This window comes from Paenibacillus sp. FSL R10-2199, assembly GCF_038000235.1.
Taxonomy (GTDB): domain Bacteria; phylum Bacillota; class Bacilli; order Paenibacillales; family Paenibacillaceae; genus Paenibacillus_AQ; species Paenibacillus_AQ phytohabitans.
In genome coordinates, this window is the sequence record NZ_JBBOBO010000002.1 from 1,203,355 (window position 1) to 1,225,658 (window position 22,304).

General features: G+C 54.0%; 18 protein-coding genes. 2 read left to right on the top strand and 16 right to left on the bottom strand.

Annotated features, from left to right (window positions below; translation table 11 throughout):
- Nucleotides 1-73: 73 nt before the first annotated feature.
- The 13 genes from NYE33_RS33020 to NYE33_RS33080 form a co-directional block, all read right to left on the bottom strand.
- A complete protein-coding gene (locus tag NYE33_RS33020; protein WP_341069513.1) occupies nt 74-3,910 on the bottom strand; it encodes a polysaccharide lyase family 8 super-sandwich domain-containing protein in 3,837 nt (1,278 codons plus the stop codon).
- 26 nt (nt 3,911-3,936) lie between these two features.
- On the bottom strand, nt 3,937-5,091 hold the full coding sequence (locus tag NYE33_RS33025; protein ID WP_256703732.1) for a glycoside hydrolase family 88 protein: 1,155 nt from the start codon (nt 5,089-5,091) through the stop codon (nt 3,937-3,939).
- A 5-nt stretch (nt 5,092-5,096) separates the two neighbouring features.
- Entirely contained in the window at nt 5,097-5,930 is an 834-nt protein-coding gene (locus NYE33_RS33030; RefSeq protein WP_341069515.1) for a carbohydrate ABC transporter permease, read from the bottom strand.
- Nucleotides 5,915-6,853, bottom strand: coding sequence for a carbohydrate ABC transporter permease (locus tag NYE33_RS33035; protein ID WP_341069517.1), 939 nt, complete (start codon nt 6,851-6,853; stop codon nt 5,915-5,917). Before NYE33_RS33035 ends, NYE33_RS33030 begins: the two co-directional genes overlap by 16 nt.
- Nucleotides 6,854-6,885: 32 nt before the next feature.
- Nucleotides 6,886-8,169, bottom strand: a complete 1,284-nt coding sequence (locus NYE33_RS33040) for an ABC transporter substrate-binding protein (protein ID WP_076242419.1) — start codon at nt 8,167-8,169, stop codon at nt 6,886-6,888.
- A gap of 246 nt (nt 8,170-8,415) precedes the next feature.
- On the bottom strand, nt 8,416-9,885 hold the full coding sequence (locus tag NYE33_RS33045) for a helix-turn-helix domain-containing protein (protein ID WP_341069519.1): 1,470 nt from the start codon (nt 9,883-9,885) through the stop codon (nt 8,416-8,418).
- 30 nt (nt 9,886-9,915) lie between these two features.
- Nucleotides 9,916-11,670 (bottom strand): sensor histidine kinase, encoded by a 1,755-nt coding sequence (locus NYE33_RS33050; RefSeq protein WP_341069521.1) that lies wholly within the window; start codon nt 11,668-11,670, stop codon nt 9,916-9,918.
- Nucleotides 11,671-11,997: 327 nt separating this feature from the next.
- The gene (locus NYE33_RS33055) at nt 11,998-12,642 is read right to left on the bottom strand and encodes a carbohydrate-binding family 9-like protein (RefSeq protein ID WP_076242416.1); all 645 of its coding nucleotides are present in this window, start codon (nt 12,640-12,642) and stop codon (nt 11,998-12,000) included.
- Nucleotides 12,643-12,702: 60 nt separating this feature from the next.
- Nucleotides 12,703-13,908, bottom strand: coding sequence for an anti-sigma factor (locus NYE33_RS33060; protein ID WP_341069523.1), 1,206 nt, complete (start codon nt 13,906-13,908; stop codon nt 12,703-12,705).
- Complete coding sequence (locus tag NYE33_RS33065) at nt 13,901-14,404, bottom strand: sigma-70 family RNA polymerase sigma factor (RefSeq protein WP_341069525.1); 504 nt, start codon at nt 14,402-14,404, stop codon at nt 13,901-13,903. The genes NYE33_RS33060 and NYE33_RS33065 overlap by 8 nt, the downstream gene beginning before the upstream one ends.
- 168 nt (nt 14,405-14,572) lie before the next feature.
- On the bottom strand, nt 14,573-15,859 hold the full coding sequence (locus NYE33_RS33070) for an ATP-binding protein (protein WP_042134433.1): 1,287 nt from the start codon (nt 15,857-15,859) through the stop codon (nt 14,573-14,575).
- A gap of 1 nt (nt 15,860) precedes the next feature.
- On the bottom strand, nt 15,861-17,309 hold the full coding sequence (locus tag NYE33_RS33075) for an RtcB family protein (RefSeq protein ID WP_042134431.1): 1,449 nt from the start codon (nt 17,307-17,309) through the stop codon (nt 15,861-15,863).
- Nucleotides 17,310-17,658: 349 nt separating this feature from the next.
- On the bottom strand, nt 17,659-17,919 hold the full coding sequence (locus tag NYE33_RS33080; RefSeq protein WP_042134429.1) for a YqkE family protein: 261 nt from the start codon (nt 17,917-17,919) through the stop codon (nt 17,659-17,661).
- Nucleotides 17,920-18,009: 90 nt separating this feature from the next.
- Between NYE33_RS33080 and NYE33_RS33085 the strand changes: the two genes are divergently transcribed.
- A complete protein-coding gene (locus NYE33_RS33085; protein WP_039299846.1) occupies nt 18,010-18,357 on the top strand; it encodes a winged helix-turn-helix transcriptional regulator in 348 nt (115 codons plus the stop codon).
- Between the two features lie 37 nt (nt 18,358-18,394).
- Here NYE33_RS33085 and NYE33_RS33090 read toward each other — a convergent pair whose 3' ends face one another.
- Nucleotides 18,395-18,898: a GNAT family N-acetyltransferase gene (locus NYE33_RS33090; RefSeq protein WP_076242413.1), complete on the bottom strand. Its 504-nt coding sequence runs from the start codon at nt 18,896-18,898 to the stop codon at nt 18,395-18,397.
- A gap of 117 nt (nt 18,899-19,015) precedes the next feature.
- Entirely contained in the window at nt 19,016-19,858 is an 843-nt protein-coding gene (locus NYE33_RS33095) for an SDR family oxidoreductase (protein ID WP_341069528.1), read from the bottom strand.
- A 181-nt stretch (nt 19,859-20,039) separates the two neighbouring features.
- Here NYE33_RS33095 and csaA point away from each other — a divergent pair, with 181 nt between their 5' ends.
- Nucleotides 20,040-20,369, top strand: coding sequence for a chaperone CsaA (csaA, locus tag NYE33_RS33100; RefSeq protein WP_076242412.1), 330 nt, complete (start codon nt 20,040-20,042; stop codon nt 20,367-20,369).
- Nucleotides 20,370-20,918: 549 nt separating this feature from the next.
- Here csaA and NYE33_RS33105 read toward each other — a convergent pair.
- Nucleotides 20,919-22,271: a PQQ-dependent sugar dehydrogenase gene (locus NYE33_RS33105; RefSeq protein ID WP_336102959.1), complete on the bottom strand. Its 1,353-nt coding sequence runs from the start codon at nt 22,269-22,271 to the stop codon at nt 20,919-20,921.
- Between the last annotated feature and the right edge of the window lie 33 nt (nt 22,272-22,304).

The window sequence follows — 22,304 nt, forward strand, 5'->3', positions numbered from 1 at the left end:
GCATCCAAGATGCCCAGGCCCGCTCACAGCAAAGAGACGAGCCACCGGCCCGCCTCCTGATCGAGTTGCTAGTTTACTTATTCGCGGATGCTGTTTGCAGCGTTATCAGCATCGTTCGCCCGAGTGTGCCTGCCGTATGGATCTTCAGCTTCACCTTCGGCGACAGTTGCGTGACCTCGATCCGGTCATCTTTGCTGAGTATGCCTGCTGCCTCCGCCTCCAGCTCCAGCTCAATAACCCCCTGGTTCTCCAGTGTAGGATCGGACACGGCAAGCTTAGTGGTGCCAGCGTCGGCATTGTTCCTGATCAGGACAGAGGCTGGCTTGTTCGAGGTCACACCTCCTGCTGAAGTCAGAGCATCCGTCCAGAAATTATACCCGGTCACGTTAAGCGTGTTCTCCCGCACAGCTTGGACCGCTGGTGAATTGGCGAGAATAGTGACATCCGGCGAATCGGCATAGGCTTCCGTGGCCTGCCTGCTGGCATTCGGCAAAATCATATATTCATACCGGCTGTCAACAGGATTACTCCCATGATCCATCCACATCGTCAGAAAGTAATTCTGCAGCAGTCCGGTTGGCGTTGTGGAGGAAGGCGGATTGCTGAGATTGATGTCGGACCATCTTCCCTCTTGAACCTGTCTGGTGAGCTTGATCGATGAATTATCCGGAAAAACATAACCAATATTTGAATCTGCCGCATTCCCTTCGAGATAAGCCCATGACGGGTTCTCTATCTCCTGACCCGGAATGTTCCCATTCAAGGTGTCACCATCCAGCACGAAGCTATTGGAGTTATCTTCCTTCAGCTTCCGCTGCTCAATGACAGTCTCTACCGGAAGATTATCCGTGCTTGTAATCCCTGCACCCAGCGCAACAATCTCATTGTCAAAAGCAAACCAGGATTTCCGCGCCTGCATCTGCGTGCCGTTCTGAATCAGATTCATGCCGGTTGCCCCAAAAGTATCCAGTGTTGTTCCGCCCGCCCAGGAGTTAAGCGGCGCCGTCTCGCCGTCACCGTATTGATAATCGCCGGCATTCCTTGGACGGGAGACAACCGTTGTGCCCGGCAGCCGGTTCCAGTTCACCGTGGCCCAGAAGCTGCCTGTATACTGGGACAGATCGCGGTTGTAGAGATAGGTCATTCCATCGCCGGTGTACCAGCCCTTGGGATTTTCTCCGTTCGTCAGCTCATAGGTCGCAATACGCTTTGAGCTTTTGCTGACTCCGAACAGAAAGTCCTCACCCCGGTGCACACTGCGGGCCATGCCGTTCAACTCGTAGTGCGCCTGAATATCGGCGGCAGGAACAACCGCAGGATCATCCACCCACTGCCGGATCGTATCCGCCAGATCCAGCGGGAATTGATAGTAGGATGCGCCCTGGCTCAGCTGATACCCGATATGATACTTAACCAGGCCCTTTAATCTCAGCGAAAGCTCCGGGGGCGAGGTCTGCGCTACTCGGGCGATGCCGGCCAGAATGTTTCTGCCGGAATAATAGGCATCTGCAGCCGGTCTCACAATCGCGCGGCCTCTCGTCATATCAATAGCCTGGCCTTTGTATAGGATAGGAGCAAAACCTTCGCCGATCCACCTGTAGACATTGTTCACCCCGGGAACCACAGGCTCCCAGGTGCTACCGTTCAGCAGGAACAGCAGGTTCCCCATCCCCTGGATCAGAACCTCCCCGTAACTTCCCGTGTAGGCTATCGTGCTGTGTTGCACATACGAGCCGTCCTCATAGAACCCGTCGCCTGCCGCCGTGTATTGAAACAGCTCGCTCATCCCGTCCCTGGCCTGAATCAGCCGGTCATAGCTATGTTCGACAAGTCCCATACGGATCTGAATCAGCATAATGTCGGAGCGGTTGGCACCTGTCTGTGTAAAAGAAGGGGCGGTGATATCTCCGATATAATGATCGATGCTTGCCGTATTCCGCAGGATTTGCTCTGGCGTCAGCTCGTCATACATCAGGATCAGAATATCAGCCAGCCGGTTGGGAACACCGATATCCCAGTTCCACCAGTTGCCGAATTCGCTGCCCGAATCTGTATATAATTCATCCAGCATCCAGTCCATGGCCTGCAGCAGATCATCCTTCAGACCGGAATTATGGTAAAGCGGGGTGCCTTGGGTCTGATAAGCTAAGGCCATTGTCTTCAAACGGGTATAATGGCTGTTTACAAAAGCGGAGTCGCTGGTGGAAGCAGGCAGATCCGTCCAGAGTGTTGTTCCGCCGGGTATGAGCTGCATGCTCTCCCAATACCCCTGAGCAGCAGCTGCATTGGCCTGAAGAATGGCTTGGACCGCCGGATCATTTACATCCAAAGAATCTTTACCGGTCAGCGTCTCCTTCCAGCGCAGCCTGATCTCGTCGTATTCCTGGGGATTATCCGGCTGGGCGGCTACGACCACGAGGGTAACCGAGTCCGCCACTCCGTTCACTGCACTTGCAGACACCGTAGCCGTACCGACGGAAATCCCCTGCAATGTGCCATCCGCAGCCACACGTACGATATCCGGGCGATTGGAGACCCAGGTTAGCTGTGAGTCTGTCGCATCCGCCGGTTCTATATCCGCGATAAGCTGCAAGCTGTCGTATTTGGAGAGCTGCGGGGGCGAATAGGTAATGGTAACGGCGGTAACAGGGATATATGGAGTAACAACAACGGTGACGGCTGCGGAGACTGCCGGATCAGCTTGTGACACTGCTGTAATCTCCGCAGACCCCACCGACCTGCCGGTGATTTCTCCGCTGGCATCTACAGTTGCAACGGCAGGATCGGCAGAGCTCCAGGTCACAGCCTGATTCGTTGTATTTGCGGGCTGGAACCCCGGCTTCAAGGTTTGTTGGCCTGTTACCGTCAAGTTGACTTCATTCGGAAGCGAGATGCCTTGCGGCAGCACGGGCTTGGTTACCGTTAACGGGACGGCGAGCGAATAATCGCCCTCATAAGTACTTACCATCACTGTAGTGCTGCCTTCGCTGAGTGCGTGGACGGTGCCATAAGTAACTGTGGCTACAGAAGGATCAGCCGTGGTCCAGAGCAAGCGCTGGTCGGAAGCATTCTGCGGCAATACCTCAACCGCAATATTGGCGCTGGTACTCTCCGCCAGCTCAAGTGTTCCCACTGAAGTGCTGATTCCCGTAAGCGGCACGTAATCCGCAAGCTTCAGATCGTCGACCAGCCATTCCCCCTGCTGGCCGCTCTGAAAGTACTGATTGAGGTAGATATGTCTGATATTCAGCCAGCCGGAAGGCAGCGAAGCTTCCCCTAAATACTGGTCATTCATGAAATAGGAGACGGTGCGGGCCGTACTGTCCACAAACATTTTCAATTTGTACCATGAATTCTTCTCGTAGCGGGCCAGGAGCTGATTGCCGGCACCCCGGACTTCTCCTGCGGCGTTGAAGGTAAGGGCGGCTATATTGGTAGTGAGTGTAGCGGGAGAAGGGGCATTCAAGCTTCTGAACTGAATCTCCCGGCGGTGGGTTGTGCTGTTCATATAAACCGAGGCTTCCAGCACCAGCTTCCCGGCGATGCCGGTATTGCCGGTCGCCGTTCCGCCCAGATTGTTCCTGCCTGTATTTACATTTTTGGTATTGGAGACGATTTTGAGACTGTAATCCTCACGCTGGGGAGAGTTTGCTATAGTCACATAATCTGTTTCCAGCGCAGAATTATAGATGCCCCAGCCTCCCCCGGCCGAGCCGCTGTAGGTAGAGCCGTTATAGAGCTTCGTATTCTTGGTATTTCCGCTCTCATCATAGTTCACATTGACATATACGGTACCCGCCGCTTCCGCCGGCGGCAATGCCGCAGCGGGAAGGATGAGAGACAGGACAGTTACCATTAGGATCAGACGGACCAAAAACGGCTTGACGAATGGCCTAGTGAACAATTGCATGGCTACCCCTCCATGATTCATAGTTTTCAGGCCTGTTCCCGCTCATACCAATATCCGGGAATCTGCTTCTCCAGACGCAGAAGGGCTTCCAGATAATAATAGTCGCCCCAGATCATATAACCATCCAGCCCATAGTCGCCCCTGACATGATAAGAGCCATGGTCGATGAGGCCTTCGTCTTCCTCAGCCATGCCCAGCGAGGACTCCGCCAAGGCCGTCATGGTCAGCATGACCGCAGCCTCCAGACGCGGACGGAGCGGATCGGCGGGCGCCAGATGCTCAAGCAGTTCAAGCATGCCGCAAGCGGCAATGGCGGAAGCAGAGCTGTCCCGGCTGGTAGAGCTGTTCACAGGAACATCGAAATCCCAATAGACAATCCCATCCGCCGGTATCCGCTCGATGAAATAGACGGCAAGGCGTTTCGATGTCTCCAGGAAATCCATGTCTCCCGTATAGCGGTAAGATAAAGCAAATCCATAGATCCCCCACGCCTGTCCGCGTGTCCAGGTAGAGCCGTCGCGGTAGCCCTGATGCGTCCCCCCTCTGAGCGAATTTCCACTTCCGTCAAAATAAAAGGTGTGATAGGACGAGTCGTCTCCCCGCACAAGGAACTTCCGCGACAGCTTCGCGTGCCGGGCGGCAATCTCTGCATAGCGGGGATCGCCAGTTGTCCCGGAGGCCCAATACAGCAAGGGAAGATTCATCAGACAGTCGATGATAATACGCCCGCCATTCTCCGGATCACCCTCCGGTCCCCAGGCCTGGATGAGCCCGGCAGCCTCCCGCCAGCGGCCCAGCAGATGGTCGGCGGCGCGCAGCGCCAGCGCCCTGTGCCGCTCGTCCTCTTGGACAATCCAGCCCGCCATTGCAGACAAGCCATACAGAAAACCGATGTCATGGTGTTCCAGAGCGTGCTTGGCCTGAAGCCTGCGGTCAAAGCTGTTCATCTGGGCTTCGGCCTGCAAGCGCAGATATTCGTCCCCGCTGTACTCGTAGCATAACCAGACCATCCCGGTCCAGAAGCCTTCGATCCAGTCGTCGTTCTCTCCCCATTCATAACGCTTGTCATTGGAGATATGCGGGAATTGCAGGTTATGGCGGGTCAGATTGCGTTTTGTTTTGAGCACGGCGAAGTCGATGGCCTCTCGCCACTTCACGCCCGGTGCAATTATTTCCTTCACAGGTATCATCCTTTCACAGAACCGGCTGTAATGCCCGAGATAAAGTACCGCTGGAAGAACAAAAAGACGGTGACTACCGGAATAAGCGACAATACGGTGCCTGCCATAACCAGCTGGGTCTGCGAGGTGAACTCCCCGTTCAGACTTGCGAGGCCAAGCGGCAAGGTCTTGAGGCTGTCGCTGGTAAGATAAATAAGCGGAGCCTGAAAGTCATTCCACACCCAGGAGAAGGCGAAGATGCCAAGTGTCGCCAGCGCCGGCTTGGCCAGCGGCAGGATAATCCGGGCGAAGATGCCGAATTCGTTGCAGCCGTCGATCCGGGCCGCTTCCGAAAGCTCCTTCGAGATGCCGGAGAGGAACTGCCGTATCAGGAACACGCCGTAGGGGCTGAAGATTTCCAGCAGAATCAATGCCCAGTGGCTGTCCACCAGGCCCAGCTTCTTGATCACAAAATACTGCGGGATCATAATGACCTGATAAGGGATCATGAAGGCCGCGAAATACATGATAAACAGCCGGTTTTTCCCGGGGAAGTCCAGTCTGGCGAAGGCATATCCAGCCAGAGAGCAAGTAATAAGCTGGCCCAAAGTAACCAGAACAGAAACCTTCAGTGAGTTGAAATAGTATAGCGGAAAGGGAATACTGGTCCAGACCTCGGTATAATTCTCGAAGTGAAATACCTGCGGAATCCACTGGATCGGATACTGGAATACTTCCTCCTGCAGCTTGAAGGAGGTGGAGAGCATCCACAAGAAGGGCACGATCATGATCAGCGAGATCAGGATCATGAACAGATGCGACAGTGATTTTGGCACGGCACGGCCTAGTAGTTGACCCATCGTTTCTCCCCCTTGAATTGAACGTAAGTAATCGCCAGAACGATCAGGAACAGCACGATGGCTTCGGCCGAAGCGTAACCAAATGCGGAATTGCGGAACGACTGGACGAAGATGTCATAGACGAGCAGCTTCGTGGAACGGCCCGGCCCGCCGCCGGTCATGACATATACCAGATCAAAGGACTTGAACAGATTAATAATGCAGGTGATGATGACAAAGAAAGTGACCGGAGACAGCATCGGCAGCGTGATGTTGCGGAAGCGCTGCAGTATATTGGCTCCGTCGATGTTGGCAGCTTCGTATAACTCTTTGGAAATTCCCTGCAAGCCGGCCAGGAACAGCAGCATATAGTAGCCGGCCATCTTCCAGGCGGAGACAAGGATGATGCTGAACAGAGCCCAGTCTGAGCTGATCAGCCACCCGGGCGGATGATCCATGAACTTGCCAAGGAACATATTCAGCGGCCCGAGCGTCGGATTGAAGATGGCCTGCCAGACCACTGCCACCGCGATAAATGATGCGATATGAGGAAAGAAGAAGGCTGCTCTGTAGAGCGACATCCCTTTCATTTTCTGGTTAACAAGCAAGGCCAGGGACAGGGAGGCAATGATAACGAGCAGACAAGAGCCGAAGGTGTAGAGCAGGGTATTCTGGAGAGCAATCCGGAAGTTCTCGTCCTGCACCAGCCGGACATAATTGCTCAGTCCGGTCCATTTCACCGGATTATAGCCGTCCCATTCCGTGAAGCCGAGCCCGAGCGCCATCACGCTCGGAACGGCAATGAACAACAGGAAACCCAGCAGATTAGGCAGGAGGAAAAGATAGGCTGTTCTCGCTTGCGGATGCATCATCCGCTGCCACAAGGACGGTTCCCTGCCTTTTGCCAGGCCGGCTTCTTGCGCAGCCGGTACGCTTTTATTCAAAGAAGACATGTCATCACTTCCCCGTTCTTGATCTATTGAATCTCCTGGTCTCTTCTCTTCTTAATGTTCTCAATCGCCTTCTCTGGTGTGGACTCGCCCAGGAGCGCCAATTCCCCTTCTTCTGTAACAATCGTATTCATTTGGGTAATCCCTTTGCGCAATTCCCGTTCTGGAACAGACGTAATATTGAAGATGGCATCCAGATTCACCGCATCATTGGTAAAGGCTGCTTTGTACTGGTCCTTGACACTGTCGGCTGCGGAAGCCGGCGTCTGGTATTTAGCCACAATCTGCTGTCCCTCTTCACTGGAGATGAAGCCGATCCACTTCTTGGCCTCCTCCGGATGTTTGGAATCCGAGCTAACGGCATGGACAACCACCGCGGTCATTGTGGTGCCCTTCTGTACTCCCGGCGGATGCGGGACATAGGTCATTCCCCAATCGAAGTTCAGCTTGCTGTCCTTCTTATCCTGCTCCAGCATCCCCGGGAACCAGGTTCCCGTCACAACCATTGCATATTTACCGGTCAGGAAGGCCGTTCTGTAATGCGCATTGGTGGCCTTGTTCTCGGCTATGGAAGGCTGTGCGCCGCTGTCCGATAGTTCTTTACGCAGCTTGAGCCCTTCAATATAAGGCGTTAGATCCTCACTGTAGAGCGAGGCGCCAAGCTGCTGTCCGTATGAATACCAAGTCTGCGCCCAATCTGGCATGAAGGAGCCGTAAATCTTGTCCTGTCCGCTTCCGCTGGTCATCTGCTTAGCCAGTTCTAAATATTGTTCCCAGGTCAGATCATCACCCGGATAGGCAACCCCTGCCTGATCAAAAAGATTCTTATTATAGTAGAGCGCCCAGCCGTCTGAGCGGAAAGGCAAGCCATACAGCTTATCGTTAATCTTGAGGTTGTCCAAGGAAGACTCCACGCCCGCCAGCCCGGCGCTGTTGGCAGCCGCATAATCATCGAGCGCCAATGCGCGTCCCGACGAGGCCAGCTTGTAGTACTCGTCCAGACTTTTAAAGGCAAAAGCGTCAACTTCTCCGCCGCCTGTCAATGTTACCGTCAACCGTTCACTGTAGGTATTGGCATCGCTTTTGGTGAAATCAACGGTGAGACCCGGGTTCTTCGCTTCGAACGCCTGGGCCAGTTCATCATACATCCGCTCTGAGGCGCTATCATTCCACAGCATGAACTTAATGGCCACCTCTTGCTCCGAAGCCGGGGTCCCCTTCGCTGCCTGATCTGTTGTGTCCGGGCCGCAGCCTGCCAGAAGTACCGCACTTGCCGAAATTCCAATCAAAGGCTTCATCCAATTTTTCATGTATTCCCCTCCAAGGTCGATTGTGTAAGTGTTCCTCACTTGATGTAAATATAAAGCAGTTTAAGGCGGTTGTCTTTGCACACAACTCAGTACAATTGTTGATTCCTTCATAATAATAAAGTTGTGTTTGCGCTTTCAGTAACTTTCATGTACGTTTTCATAACATTGATGTGACATGATCGCACAAAAAAAGGGATGTTATCCCTTGACTAGTCCGATATTCAGTTTTGTATTCTATAATACAGATTATCCGCGATATTCGGAGGGAGTCTGTCCGGTCATTTTTTTGAATACCCGCGAGAAGTGGCTTAGATTATGCAGACCTACCTGCTCCGCAATCTCCTGGACACTCCCCTCGCGGCGCTTGAGCAGCTCCTTGGCCTTCTCTACACGCAGACGGGCCACGAAGGCCATTGGCGTCTCGCCTGTCTGCTCCTTGAATAACGTGGCGAAATAATTCGGATTCAGGTGCGCCGCACCGGCCAGGCGGCCAAGCGTCAGCTTCTCTGCATAATGCTCCTGCGCATAGCGGAGTGCAGCTTCCACATCCATGGTTACCGGACGGTCCTTGTCCTGCATCACCGTCCTCAGAGCAGATGACATACGCTCCATGAATTCACCGGCGGTTGTACAGGAATGAATGCGGCCGATGGCTTCCCCCCACACGGCGGTATGCTCGCGCTGAAGATATTTACCGGGGATATTCCGCGTCAACAGCATCGTAAGCGCCTGGATCAACCGCTTCGGATGAACGCTGCGCCGCTGCGCATCCAGCAGCAGCTCATCCAGGCACTCCAGGATCGCATTGGCATTGCCGACCGCAAGCAAAGCTATCAGCTTATCCTCCTGATCGCCCGTCAGCGCCGGACCAGAGACTTGATAGATACGCTTGTGTTCATACTCCACCGCATGGTTCCAGCCCGTATAGAACAAATCTGCCTGCAATTCTTCAGCTTCACGGTAAGCCTTCTCCCACTCCTCCGGTCCAGCCACCCTGGAGCTGATCAGGATGCCGGTATCTTCATAACGTTCCAGCAGCAGGCGCGGCACTTCGATCTCGTCCTCCATAATAAGATGCAGCCGCTGCTCCGCATCCACGAACAATCGCCGCTCCTTAATGACCTCCGGATACGGGAATTCCTCCAGCCAGGCATGAATATCCGTCTGCTCCCACATCTCCCGGTTGATCAGCATAATGACCCATCTCCAGCCTGCACACTCCCGCACATGTATCCTGAACTGCTTCAGCCAGGCAGAGGGAGATTGCAGCTCAAGACTCCGCACTTCCAGCTGCGGCTCTCCCGGAAGCGTGGAAACGCCACGCTCGCGGGGTTGCCCCTGAAAGGTCATATACAACCTTTCCAGACAGTGTTCGATCTCGCCGGATGACAGATTCAGCTTGTCCAAATATTCGAATACGCCGTATCGGATGCCCTGCCGGGCGAGCTGAAAGTCAGTATGACTGCTTAAGATACAAATCTGCACCGTCGGCGATATCTCGCGGATACAGGCAATCAGCTCCAGCCCGTCCATGCCCGGCATGCGAATATCTGTAATCACCACATCCGGCTGCAGCCGGATAAACATGTCGAGCGCTTCACTTCCATTGCCCGCCTCACCTGCAATTTCAAAGCCGTACCGCTCCCAGGGGATGGTCTTCAGCAGTGCCTCCCGGATCAGCCACTCATCCTCCACCAGCATCGTTCGAATGGTCATGTTGCCCCTCCTTATGTAGAGTTCTTCTGCTTATTGCCGCTTGGGCAGTGTGATCTCCACCTGTGCCCCGGCTCCCGGGCGGCTCTCGAAACGCAGGGTCCCGGCTCCGCCGAAATACAGGGCAATACGTTGCCGGATATTGGATAACCCAATGCCGGAGTATGCGGTCACCCGCTGCGTATCCTCCCCTTCTGCGCCAGCTTCAAACGGCTGCTTGGCTGTGCCTGCCCCGTTGTCGGCTACGGAAATGGTGAAGGTGGCGGATATATCATAAGCCTGAATCCAGATATGAATGGCTTCATCGTTCTTCATTCCGTGATAGATACTATTCTCCACCAGAGGCTGCAAAGTAAAACGGGGAATATGCTGTCCAAGCAGCGCATCCGGCACATCAATCAGGACATGAATCCGGTCCGGGTAGCGAATCCGCATAATGGTCAGGTAGTGCTGCAGCGCATCCAGATCTTCTTCAATGGTGACAAGCGGATTCTCCGGGTAGATCTTGGAGGATAGAAAATACCCCAGCGCATGGACGACCTCGCGGATCTGCTCCGTCTGGGCGCGCAGTGCCAGCCCGCTGACCACTGCCAGCGTATTCTTGATCATATGCGGCTGAATTTGCGCCAGCAGCGATTCCAACTCCAGCTCCAGCTTCTGCTGCTGCTCCACCTCCATGCGTTCCTGCAGCTCCTTCAAATCGGAGGTCATGCTCAGAAATGAACGCTGAAGCAGGTCAAGCTCCGGATCAGTGCGGATCAGCGGAAGGTGCGCCCACTCCCCTGACCCAATCCTTCTCATGACCCGGACCATCTGCTTAATCGGCCGCAGCATCCGGCCGGTGAACAAATGCCCAAGCAGAATAGACAGTAGTACACAGAGTCCGATGACCAGCAGCATGATATTGCGGACCTCCCCAAGCTCTGACAGTAGACTGCGGTAGGGAATCTCCTTGACGACAACCCAATCGTTCAGCAGCTTCGCGGATATATAAAGTGACTTGTTCATGCTCTCTCCCCGGTTCAGCACAGCAGCGCCCTTGCTGTAAGAGGTTGCAGCCGCTTCCCCAAGAATGGCTTCAGGCACGGCGGTGCCCGGAGCTGAGTACACCAGTGAACCCTCCGGCTTCGCGATGATAAACCGGTTATTGGAAGCCAGATCCTCTACCAGGGCGGTTAAGGAACCCGAGATTAATATTTTGCCCCACTCTGTACCGTTATCTGCATCCGTATATCCGGCCACATAGGAGAACATCGGCTCGGCCGCACTTGACAAATCGAATACGGAATGCGGAGCGGCCCATACAAACCGCCCGGCGCTGCCGGCCTTCAGCACTTTCCTGAATTCCGCATTGCTGTCCAGATAATCGGCCAGCCTGGTGCCGTCGCCCCCCCAGCTCGTGAACACTTTACGGTTATAACCGTAAATCACAATCGATGGCGTCTCTTCAAATTTGGAGAAGACCAGCTTGCTCAGCAACTGGTTGAACATATCCCATTCCTTGACATACCGCTTCAGATCATCCGGCGACGATTCCGGATCAAGCATTTGGTGCACATTGTCCTCCTGCACGAACGATCCGGCAAGCATTTGGTACATGGACAGCTCACTGTCCACGGAGGCAACCGTCTGCTCCAGTAAGCGGGACTGGATCTCCACAGCCTGATGAATAATCGAACGCTTGGAGGCATCATAACCGGCCCAACCGATAACAAGCATGGGAAGCACACCGAAGAGCAGCAACATCACAATGAATTTGGAACGCAGGGTCCACCTGGTGATTCCCATACCCGCAACCTCCCCCTGTAAGGCCGAAAAAGTTCGCCCGCCATGCCTCATAAACTACAGTAAATAAACTTAAGTATCTTTCATATGACCCCAGACTTCAAGAAAAAACGACAGGAAACGAGTCATTGATGAATGAACACATTACAGCGCAAACATTAGCTTCTTAAAGATAATTATACTAAAACCCTGATCATGGATATTTAGCCGATCAAGAGATTAATTGCATAATCCCGCTTTTTTCGACTCATTCTGCAATAAATCCACAAAAAAACAACCCCCATCTGTAATCAGATGAGGGTATAGCCAAGCGGCTGCGATTAAGCTTTACTATTGAAACTTCAATTCACCGAAGCAGGAGCTCAAATGAAAGTTCGGCGAAGCTGAATCTACCCGGTTCCAGCATCCGTAATGGGGCATATCCGTCTCATCCCCGCATTTATAGAAGTTACCGCGCAGAATCTGCCCGGATGCTACCGTGAAGTCAGGAAACAGGCTCTGCAGCCAGGCAAAGGGAATCGAAAATTCCAGTGTCCAGCAGGTGTTCTCCCCGGTTGTTTGCCCAGCATTCACATGGAGGTCCCCCTTGATCTGAAAAAGTTCAGTTGAATCCTGTGCAAGCGGAATCCGCTGCTCTCTTCCCTCACCCAGCTGCAACAGAAGGACGCCTGCCGCATTCAGTTCAAAATTCAGGTAGCGGGCATCCGAATCGGGAAGCGGCTGGATAAAAAATTCGACGCAGCTGTCCTTATATACGGGATCGCCGGGACTATTGCAGCGAATGAGCGGGTTCTCCTCATAGACTTGAAATCTTATATGCAATCGCTCATCTGTGAAACAAAGCTTGACCTCGACCTTCGGCTGGTATCCATTGTGAAGCCACAGATAATAATCTACTCCTAGGGGGCCAATCTCATTCCAGTTAACCGGAAGTTTACTCTCTTGGACCAGATAAGAACGCAATTTCTTTTCCATGGGAAATCTCCTATTCTCGTAGTCGTTAGCTCCACTTTGGCAGCAGGTGTATTCATCAAATCATTCCCGCCAATTCCAGAGCCGGACTTCACCCACCCGTATATAGCTGACCCAGGAAGCCTCGCGCAGCTTCAGCAGTTCCTTGACCGGCCCTGTAGCAACGGCTCCATAGATCTGAACTCCGTGCTCCTGAAGATAGGAGAGCGAAGTATCCAGTTCAATAAACGGCGCTGCCTTCCTGGCCAGTGACCGATGCTTTTGCAGCAGCTTAAGCGTTTTGATGAAGTTGGCATCACGCAGTGCCCCATCCCCATAGGGTTCAACAGAAGGCGATACGCTGCTGTAGGAGGAGACCGAGCTGAACCAGCCTGTTTTTTGGGTGGTGACCTCTGATTTCAACATATCATCGTCATGCCAGATCGGATCATAGGGAAATCCCAGCGGAGAAGTAACCACCTCATCGTGGGTAGACGGACCCGTATCTGCTCCGAACCACACAGGCAGGATATTCAGCGGCTCAAACTCCTTGAGCAGCTCCTCCGTGGTGTATAAGTGGTCGAACGACAGATAAGCTTCGGCAACCGTACCCTCGGGAAGCTTATCCAGCTTGTTCCACTCATCGCTGTTATCCCCGCTGCTGACGGAACCATCTGCTGACGGATAGTAGAAAATGTAATTACTCGCATTCCGGTCATCCATCCAGTTGAACACTCCGGGATAGGATAGCCCCAGGAGAAAGGTCTGGTTGTAATTACCCATCTGAACCTTCTCCCCGCCTACCTGCTTCAGCAGTTTACCGGTCAGATTCATCCGGAAGACCGATTTCGCATTGCTGGAAAGATATGTGGTTGTGTTGGGCCGGGTCACGGCAATCGCCGAGGATACAACATCACTATAGGTCTCACCACGGTTCCCGGTGCTGTAGAATACTATAGTAATAATATTACTGATGATCATGAAGACAATGAAGGCCGCAAATACAGTAAGGGTGTTCACGAGCCGCGCCTTCCATTTGCCGCGGCGGATAATGGACTTCTCTCTTCGCTTCGCCTTCCTCTTCGCCTTCTTGAGCCCTGTAGCTGCCCCTCCTTCCGGGTCCGCCTTGGTCCACTGTCCGCTGGTCTGCTCTTCCCGCTCCATTTGCTCCTCCAGATACAGCTGATAAGCCTCCAGCTTCGCAAGTTCACTCTCCAGCGCCTCCCGCTCTTCCTCCGGAAGTGTTCCCTCACTATATTTCCTCAGCTGTTCTTTGAACTCCTCACTCATGCTCATTCCTCCTCCGGTCCGCTTGACGCAGCTTCTGCCTGGCGCGGAATACCAATATCTTGTATTGGGACAAACCTACGTTCATGATGCCAGCAGCTTCCTTGTAGGTCAGCCCATGATAATCATGCAGCAGCAGCGCATGGCGCTGCCCCTCCGGCAGACGGCTGAGTGCCAGTGCTGTCTCTTCCCAGCGTTCCTGACGCAGCAAAGTCCCCTCCGTGGTCTCGGGATGGGGCAGCCCGCTGAAAAACCCGTCATCCTTGGACACACTCCGCTTTTCCTTGCGCTTGTAATCCACGAAGGCATTGTAAGCCACGCGGAACAGCCACGGCTTAATCCGCTCTTCCCGGCAATCCTCCAGATACAGATACGCCCGGTAAAAGGTCTCCTGCATCAAATCTTCGGCCGCATGGTGGTCATGGCAGAGGGAGCGCAGATAGCGGTAGATGTCCGCCACATAATTCTCATATAGATCATCCAGCGTATTCGGCTCCATCTCCTCCCCCCTTAATCCATCCACGTATGAGAATGCCAAAAGTTACAGCTTCCAGCCAGAAATTTCAGGAATCATCCATCTTACTATAGCAGATTTATCTGCATCCCCACGCAAAAAGGGAGCCTCACGGCTCCCCAAATCTTCCCTTTACAGTCGCTTCTCTCTTACTTAATAAAATCCGATACTGGACGAAGCATCCTTCATCCATTCACGCTTGCGACCTTTGTCCAGTTCGCCGCGCATGCCGCGCACCAGCGACTCGACATCAGCCGTGCCATTCTCATGCCATTCCAGTGCCGCACTGACATACAGCTCGCCAAGCTGGGTCAGGGAGAAATCTCCTGTCAGGCGCGCAGCGGTGGCCGTACCCTCTTCACCTGCGAAGGCGGAGAACCCGCGCAGCTGCAGATATTCGAGGCGCAGCGCCTCATTTGGCATCTTGATCTCATAAGCCCGGTCGAAGCGTCCGGCGCGGTTCATGAGGCCCGGGTCGATTTTCTCCGGATAATTGGTGGTGCCGATCAGGAAGATGCCTTCCTTCGAAGTAGCCCCGTCCAGCGTGTTCAGGAAAAAGGACCGGACCTCCTGCGGCATGGAATCGATGTCCTCAATCACCAGTACCATCGGCGCCAGCCGGGCCGCAGCCTCGAACACCTCATTCACTGACTCGCTGCTCGTATATTCGGTAATCTGCCAGTAGATCACAGGTCCCGGTACACTTCCGGCGATCGATTTGACGAGCGTAGTCTTGCCGTTGCCCGGATGCCCGTAGAGCAGAATGCCCCGCTTGTACGGGATATCGTAAGTGACGTAGAAGCTGCGGTCCGAATCAAAAAACTGGTCGAGCGAACGGTAGATTTCTTTCTTGATCCCCGCGTCCAGCACGACCTCCTCACGCCCGACAGAGCGGGTGATGGGTTCATCCTCACGGAAGATTCCGTTACGCCGGTCAGTGAACACCGTCACCTTATTGATGTTCTGCTCCCGCTGCCGGGTACGCACATTGGCCAGGAAGAATTGCAGCTGCGCGTCAGATGCCGCGAACACATAGTCCTGGAAGTTGATGCCGTTCTCCTGGAACACAGGCACCCGCGCCAGAGCAATGCCCATGGCAGGATACGCCAGCACATTATTGCGGATCGAGAGATGGATATTGTACTCCGGCTGCTCTTTATCATCGTCATACACAAACGTCCGGTCCTCCAGGCGGTCAAAAATCCGCGCCACATGCTCCACCCCGGCATTCCCGCTCTGCACATCGTTCTCCAGCAGCTTCCAGTATTCACTGTTGGGATCATCGCTCGCATACAGCTCATAACGTACGCCGTAGCGGCTGTAGAGCGCTTCAAGTATACCGTCAACCAGGCGTGCGTACACATCATAACCTTTGATGATTCCGGCTCTGTCTTCATCGTATTCGTAGATCACAGTAGGTTTCTTAATCTCCTGCTCCATCCTATTTCGTCCCCTTTATCGCTGCGAGCGGCTTGCATTTGGCTACAACAGCAGCCAGGCCGGCGCCCGTAACGCTTTCTATAATCTCATCTACATTCTTATAGGCCTGGGGAGATTCGTCAATGATAGATTCCAGGGAATGCTGATTCACTACAATCTCGTCTGCCGTCCCCACCTTCATCGACCGGGAGAATTCATGGACAGACACCAGACGCTTCGTTGCCGAGCGCGAGCGGATGCGTCCGGCACCATGGCAGATCGAATAATAATTCTCTTCTCCTCCGGGCTGGCCGACCATGATGTAGGAAGCGGTGCCCATCGAGCCGGGGATCAGCGCCGGATGCCCCGTCGCCGCGTAAGCCCGCGGATTATCCGCATGGTCTGCAGGCAGGGCGCGTGTCGCCCCTTTGCGGTGAACAAACTTGGTGCCTGAGGAGGTCTCCTCTTCCCACGCATAATTGTGCATCAGATCGTAGAGGGTGCGCAGCTCGCATTTCGTGCCGAAGACGTCACGGAAGCCCTCACGTACACCATAAGCGATCAGATGGCGGTTCACCACCGCATAGTTCAGCGCCGAGTACATCAGATTAACATAGCGCTGAGCCTGCGGATGTGACAGGGGCGCATAGATCAGGCGCGGGTCAGCGCTGCCCAGTCCAAGCTGGCCCATGACCTTGGCGAAGGCCGGGGTACAGAACTGATTGACCATGCCTCCCCAGGCCCGGGAGCCGGAGTGGATCATCACGGCAATCTGCCCGTCTCTCAGGCCCCACGCTTCAGCCACCTCCCGCTGCTCCTCGGCGATTTCAATCGCCTGGATCTCAACGAAATGGTTGCCGCCGCCAAGGGTGCCGAGCTGGCGGTGACCCCGGTGCCAGGCCATATCCGGCAGCTCGTTCAGAATCTCGTCATCGAAGGCAAGCTTGCTGATCTCCACATGGGACAGTGCGCTTGATTTCTTCGGAGTGTAGCTGTCCGGAACATATTTGCTGGGCAGGCCGTGCAGTCCCTTGCGCACGATATTCTCCAGCCGGATATCGCTGTAATGGCCGCGCTGCTGAGCCTCCATGGGCAGATACTTCTCAATTGCACGGACCAGCTTCCGGCGCAGCTTCACTTCACGCAGATCATCCATATGCAGATTGGTCAGATGTACACGCATGCCGCAGCCGATATCGCTGCCTACAATGGACGGCGATACATAACCTGACGCGGCATCCCAGACCGCGGTAGTCCCGATACACGTTCCGACGCCTACATGTACATCAGGAGTGTAGCTCATATATTCAATATTTGGAATCTGCAGATTGTTGTTAGCCATTTCCAGGACCTTATAATCAAGTGAGCCAAACAATTGCTCACTTGCATATACTTTGAGGTCGCCGCCCGGAAGGGCTACCTCATGTTTGTAGCGGGATATCTCCCCCGCTTGCTGCTTCATGCTATTCATAAATGTTTTCATTTCCTCTCAGGTTGGTAAGATAATTTCCAGTTTTGTGGTACGCAAAAAGAGCCGCAGATCAGTTCTGATCATGCGGCTCCCGGAGCGCTGGGTGCAGCTTCGAATTCAAGCCGGGACACCCGTATGCAGTTGTGACATAATAAGCACGCTGCGTATTATGTCTTCCGGACGAAGGCGATGAGATCAGATTGTTCATATGCGGTTGTAATGTGACTGTGCGGCGTTCTCAAACCATTTGTTCCAATCATGGCCCATCGGCCTCCCTTCTCTAAATGATAAACCCAATAATATATGGCGCTGCTGCAGATTGTCAACCCTGAATCTGGTAAAGTTTGTTTTATTTGAATTTCGACCAGTCCTGATTGCTGTTCTCCAGCAGGTGGCCGAAATCATTCTCCAGACGTTTCTGCTCTGCCTTGCGTTTGTCCTCCGCATCCTTGAGGGCGGCGTCTTTCTTGCCTTGCTCTTCGGCTTTGAGCGCATCGGACTGCGCCTTCAGCTTGTCCAGCACCTCGCGGCTGAGCAGGTCTTTGAGTGTTGCCGGAGCATCGGCCGCAGCAGGGCGCGGAGCCGGAGTTATCTTCTTCTTTTTAGCCAAGGGAATCATCCTTTCAAGTAGTGCAAATAGTTCAAATTTGTTTTAGTTATAGGTCTTTTCGTTTATAATGTACAGTAAGAGGTGAGCCTAATGAAATCCACAGAGTTATGTCCAAGGTTACAAAAAAGCATGGATATTATCGGCAGACGTTGGACGGGCTTAATCATCTATCAGCTTCTGCAAGGTCCCCAGCGCTTCGGCGCCATTGAAGCTTCGCTGCCGGTCAGCGGCAGGCTTTTGTCCGAGCGGCTGAAGGAACTGGAGCAGGAGGGTATCGTCCTGCGCGAGGTTTTTCCCGAAACACCTGTAAGAATCCAGTATTCGTTAACTGACAAGGGCCGGGCCCTGGAATCCGTCATCCGTGATTTGCAGGTATGGTCGGAAGACTGGATTACGGAAGAGGAATGCCGGTCTGCTTCAGCTGCTCCTCCGCAATAAGTTTCACACACTGTTTCTGCGAAAGCCTTATATAAATTTACAGCTTGCGGCCTACGATAACAAGGTCACGCGGAATGCCGTCCAGCACGGCGACACCCGGCAGCAGGCCCCATTGTCCGAAACCAAACTTCCGCAGCAGCGCAAGACTTGGCTCATTATGGCCAAACACAAAGCCGACCAGGTTCTGCAGACCAAGACGCGGACATTCCTCAAGCGCCTTGGTCAGCAGGATACTTCCGGCGCCGCTGCCGCGGAATTTTTCACTTACATAGACGCTGATCTCTGCCGTTCCATTATAGGCCGGACGCCCGTAGAATGACTGGAAGCTGAACCAAGCCGCAATTTCGCCGCCAAGCCGCAGAACCCAGAGCGGACGGTGATGGCTGTTATGCTCATGGAACCACTTCACTCTATCCTCCACGGCTACCGGCGTAAGATCCGCTGTTACCATTCTTCCGGCAACCGTCGTGTTATAAATCTCCACAATCGCTCCCAAATCCTCAATTGCTGCATCCTCTATGCTGTTCACTTGCCAATCCATCTGTTATTCCTCCTAAAAGTTGTATGTGATATGTGAACAACATTTCCCTCATCCTACGGCTCAAATCCAAAGTTGTTGTACAAAAGGCAGGATTTCAGCTTTTTCAAGCAGCTTAGGCTAGTTCAGCCCTGTCTGTTCCAGACTCCACTTCCACAGCCGTGCGGCTTCTTCTGTATTCTTCGCCCTTGGCGATAATTCCTTGATCTCGCGGCGGTAATAATACTGCCCGCTAACTTCGCTCAGCTCCGGCGCAGCCGCCAGATAAATGGCCGTGTCCGCACCTTTCTCAGGCGTCAGGAAGAAGTAGGACAGCAGCTTCAGCAGCGAGCGCCCAAAGCCTGTCTCCCGGTTCACTCCGATGCTCGTCCCCACCGCTCCCGGATGCACACAGTTCGCAGTAACCCTGGTACCCTTCAGGCGTGCAGCCAGCTCGCGGGTAAACAGGATGTTGGCCAGTTTGGAACGGGCGTAAGCCTTAGCCGGGTTGAAGCCGCGTGACAGCGTATGATCCTCCAGATGCAGCTTGCCAATCTTGTAAGCACCTGAAGCCACCACCACAATCCTGCCCTGTTCAGCATGCTTCAGATTATCCAATACCAACATGGTGAGCAGAAAATGACCCAGATGATTCACGCCCAAATCCTGCTCGTAGCCGTCTGAAGTAAGCTCACGTCTGATGGCGACTACGCCAGCATTATTGATCAGAACATCAAGCACCGGATAGCCGGCCGTGAATTCCTCTGCAAAAGCGCGAATGCTTGCGAACGATCCCAGATCGCACAGCATCAGCCGGATTTGATCAGAGCCGCTCTGGCGCACTGCTTCCGCAAGAGCTTCCTCCCCGCGTTTGCGGCTGCGGCAGGCCATGATTACATGGGCTCCTCTGCGGGCCATTTCCACTGTCGTAGCCAGTCCCATGCCGGAATTCGCACCGGTGACAAGCACGGTCTTTCCCTTCATGGACATCTTCCCCTCTCTTGCGGGCCAGCCAGGCCGGGGCATGGCGTAGCCTTTTCAGAGTATATGTTTTATGATAATGTTACATCATTTCTGAGGGTTAAAATAGCCCCTGGGCATGGAATAACTTCTCAAGAAGTTTATTCCCGTTAGAAGCAACTTATCAATTACAGGGGGCGAGTACATGGCTACTATTGAAGATTTCTTGAAGCTGGATATACGCATTGGAACCATTCTGTCCGCTGAGCCTTTTCCTGAAGCACGCAAACCGGCGATTAAGCTGCAGATCGATTTCGGTGAACTCGGCATTAAGGCCTCCAGTGCGCAGATCACCAAACGTTACACTCCGGAAGAGCTGATCGGCCGGCAGATAGCCGCTGTCGTCAACTTCCCGCCCAGACGGATTGCCGGCTTCCTCTCGGAAGTGCTCGTCCTCGGCGGCGTGCCGGAGGAAGGCGATGTGATCCTGCTGGCTCCGGAGCAGCAGGTTCCGAACGGAACGCCGATCGCGTAACGGACCCGCTGAACCGGCCACCCCGGGTAAGCCGCTTGCACTGCGTAGTCTCGTAAGCTCGCAGACCTGACGGTATAGAATATCGTCTGCAACTGGTGCACGGTATGATGGCAGCCCGCAGGTACTGATCGGTTGCTTGCGGGCTGGCTGTAGCCGGAGTTTGCACGCTGCAGTCCCATAACTGGAAAGGCTGTCCTCTGTGCAGGTGATCTGCAAGGAGGACAGCCTTTGTTTGTTACATAGTTACATAGTTACATAGTTACAGAGTTATAGAGTGAAACGGACTCAGATGACGCTATTTTGCGGAAAAGGTTACTTTTGACGTTTATCCGGACTCAGAAGCCCTTATTCGGAATATTATAGACCCGAACACGGTAAAACTGAGCCATTAAGGTCATCTGAGTCCGCAACGGACAGAAACCGGGCTATTATCCGGAAATAACGGCTTCTCAGTCCGCATCAGCGGCGGATGGCCGAGAAATCCCTTCTCCATTAGCATAGCCTGGTAAAGTGCCGGAGGAAGTACACGGAAAATTCAGCTAACAGCCCTTATTTCCAATTCGGCCGCAGCGCAAGCAGCTTATCATCCTGTGCGCGCGGGTTGCCTCTGCCATCCCGGTTATTGGTCATAATATACAGGGTGCCGTCAGGCCCTTCCGCCACATTGCGGATTCGGCCATACTTCTCTTTGAATAAAGCCGTAATCTTAGGCTTGCCGCCCGAAGGAGACAAAGATACCCGCAGCAGCTGCTGCCCCGCCAGACCGGCAACCAACAGTTCGCCGCTCCACGGCCCCTGCGTAATAAAGGTCATGCCCGACGGCGCCCAGGTCACCTCACCGCTGTGTGCCAGCGGAGCCTTCAGCTTCAGCTTAGCGGCTCCGGTCTCATCGCCTTCAATCAGCGGCCAGCCGTAATTGGTCCCGGCCTGAATACGATTGATCTCATCATGGCTCGACTGGCCATGCTCCGAGCTGTATAAGACTCCGCTCTCCGGCTGCCAGGCCAGACCCTGCGGATTGCGGTGGCCCATGCTATAGACCGGAGACCCCGGCCACGGGTTATCTTCAGGGATGCCGCCGCTGGTGGTAATCCGCAGTATTTTTCCGCCCAGACTGGTCTTATCCTGCGCGAGCTCAGGCTCATAGCGTTCACCTGTGGTGATGTACAAGTAGCCGTCCGGTCCCAGCTTGACCCGTCCGCCGTTATGATTGGTGTCCCCTGGTATATTATCCAGCAGAACCTGCTTGATCTCCGCTTTGCTGCTGCCAATCTTAATCCGCAGGACCCGGTTTGCCACTCCGCCCTCCGCATTGCGGTAAGAATGATATACATACGCCAATCCGTTGCTCTCAAACTCCCGATCAAGCGCAAGTCCCAGCAACCCGCCCTCTCCCTTACTGATAAAGGGGGCTTCAAGCTCCAGCAGCGGGGCCTCACGAAGCTTGCCATTCTCTATGACCCGCAGGCTGCCCGGCCGTTCGGTGAAAAAGATCCGCCCGTCCGGAGCGAACGCCATCTCCCAAGGCACATTCAATCCGTCTGCCAGCGTATGCGCGGTATAAGGGAAGGCTGACGAAACTGGCGGCTTCGGCGCGGCAGCCGTTACTTCCGGTGCCTGTGTGCTTCCAGAAGCACCAGGTGATGCTGCGCCAACCGGCGCACCCGTTCCTGCACTCGCAGACGCTCCCGGTGTTCTTGTCACCGGCGTTTCGGTCATCGTAGTCATCGAAGATGGAAGAGCAGTGCCGGCAGGCTGTGCGTCAAGACGCGGATTCTCTCCTGTCAGCTGCCCTTGCATAGTATCTTGTTCAGAAGAGGTGCAGGCTGACAGCAGGCCCATCAGCAGGACCAAAGTTCCGCGCAGCAGAAATGTACGGAAGAGGACCGATGTACCGGACATATTCATAACCTCCTGTTAAGTGAAGCGGGAATA